The organism is Microbacterium sp. Bi128 (assembly GCF_918698205.1).
In genome coordinates this window covers 1-1,391 of the sequence record NZ_CAKKMM010001338.1, presented here as the reverse complement: position 1 = coordinate 1,391, position 1,391 = coordinate 1, and the positions used below count along the sequence as shown (strand labels likewise).

The 1,391-nt window shown below is 59.7% G+C and carries 2 protein-coding genes; both read left to right on the top strand.

The features are described from left to right. Window positions 1-604: NAD(P)/FAD-dependent oxidoreductase (locus tag LQV45_RS32555; protein ID WP_230011705.1), on the top strand; the 604-nt coding region annotated here is incomplete at its 5' end. 37 nt (window positions 605-641) lie between these two features. Beyond that, window positions 642-968 (top strand): thioredoxin, encoded by a 327-nt coding sequence (gene trxA, locus LQV45_RS32550; RefSeq protein WP_223914875.1) that lies wholly within the window; start codon window positions 642-644, stop codon window positions 966-968. Window positions 969-1,391: the final 423 nt, after the last annotated feature.

The window sequence follows — 1,391 nt, the reverse complement described above, 5'->3', positions numbered from 1 at the left end:
TTCCACCGGTTCGGCCTACCGCGAGCTCGGCTTGCCGAACGAGAAGAGGCTTTCGGGCCACGGTGTGAGCTGGTGTGCAACCTGCGACGGTTTCTTCTTCAAGGATCAAGACATTGCCGTCATTGGCGGCGGCGACTCCGCCATGGAAGAGGCCCTGTTCCTCACCAAGTTCGCCAAGTCCGTCACGGTGGTCCACCGCCGCGATGCCCTCCGCGCTTCAAAGATCATGGCTGACCGCGCCTTGGCCCACGAGAAGATCAACTTTGTGTGGAACACCGGTGTGGAAGACGTGTTGGGACAGGACAAAGTCACCGCATTGCGGTTGAAGAACCTGGTGGACGGCACGGAATCCGAACTGGCCGTAACCGGAGTATTCGTGGCAATCGGCAACGATCCCCGCACCGATCTGGTCAAGGGCAAACTCGAGCTGACCGCAGAGGGAACCATCGCCGTGGACGGCCGCACCTCGAAGACCAGCGTCCAGGGCGTCTTCGCTGCCGGTGACGTCATTGATCCGACCTACCGCCAGGCCATCACAGCCTCCGGTTCCGGGTGCGTGGCCGCCCTCGACGTCGAGCACTACCTCGCAGATTTCCACGCCTAACCGGCGCGCAGCAACCAACGGAAGAGAGACAAAGGTTATGAGCAACGCAAAAGACGTAACGGACGCCAGCTTCAGCACTGATGTACTGGCCTCCGAGAAGCCCGTCATTGTCGATTTCTGGGCCGAATGGTGCGGCCCCTGCCGCAAGCTCGGTCCGATTCTTGACGAGATTTCGGTCGAGTACGGCGAGAAGGTTGATGTGGTCAAGGTGAACGTTGACGACAACCCGGCCATCGCTGCCGAGTACGGCATCACCTCCATCCCTGCCGTGTACCTGTTCCAGGGCGGCGAGGTCAAGGGCACCGTGATCGGCGCCCGGCCCAAGCAGTTCTTCGAGAAGGAATTTGCGGACGTCCTGTCCTAGGCTGACCGAAAGTGGCCCCCGCTTCTGGCGGGGGCCATTTTTTTGTTGTGCTCCACGGCCCACGATCGGGGAGTAGGACTAGGCGGACAGCCCCTAAATCTGCCATGAACGGTTTTGCAACCTTGGGTGGCTGTCTATCGGATTGGTTTTTGGTCTGCTGGCTCACAATTCCCCTGGGCGCCGCCGTCTTGTGAAATGGGCTATCCCTCGGCCGGCGAACTGCTATTCGTGCTGACAGTCACGGAAGGTGTTTGGCCGTTGCTTAGGGGACGCCACCCTCTTGTTTCACGTGAAACATGATGACCGCTGCACCCCCACTTATCAGTTCGGTGCGCGATGTGAACCTGTGCGTAGACACAGCGGGTTCCCATTAGAACATCACAGTCGATTTGCGTTGACTGCGTTTATGCCGAGGGTTGGTTG